At 72.0% G+C, this 328-nt stretch carries 1 protein-coding gene; it reads right to left on the bottom strand.

From position 1 onward, the window contains the following. Positions 1-278: TipAS antibiotic-recognition domain-containing protein (locus UK12_RS34465; RefSeq protein ID WP_231591514.1), on the bottom strand; the 278-nt coding region annotated here is incomplete at its 3' end. Between the last annotated feature and the right edge of the window lie 50 nt (positions 279-328).

The raw sequence follows: 328 nt of genomic DNA, 5'->3' as shown, positions 1-328 counted from the left end.
GCGTATGCCTGGATGGCGTCGCGTTGGTATTCGGCAAGCCCGGCAGCGATCGCTTCGTAAGCCGCGCGCCACTGCTCGTTGTCGACGCACGCCTGGCCGCTCGCCCGGAACTGCGCGGCGTCCATCACCTGTACCTCCGCCAGCGCCTGATCCTCCCTGCCGACCTCCGGCTGGGCGCCCGGTGCGCCGGTCGGCGCGCCCGCGGGCATGTCGGCGGGCATGCGGACCACCTGCGCACGGCGTTTCCGGTGTCCTTGGTCGCTGTGGGCCTGCGCCATCGAAGCGCCCACGTGCTCGGACCGCTGCGCCAACTCGGGCCATTCATCGC

It is taken from the genome of Saccharothrix sp. ST-888, from assembly GCF_000955975.1.
Lineage (GTDB): Bacteria > Actinomycetota > Actinomycetes > Streptomycetales > Streptomycetaceae > Kitasatospora.
The sequence above is the reverse complement of the archived record's forward strand: the minus strand, read 5'-3'. Positions and strand labels throughout refer to the sequence as shown.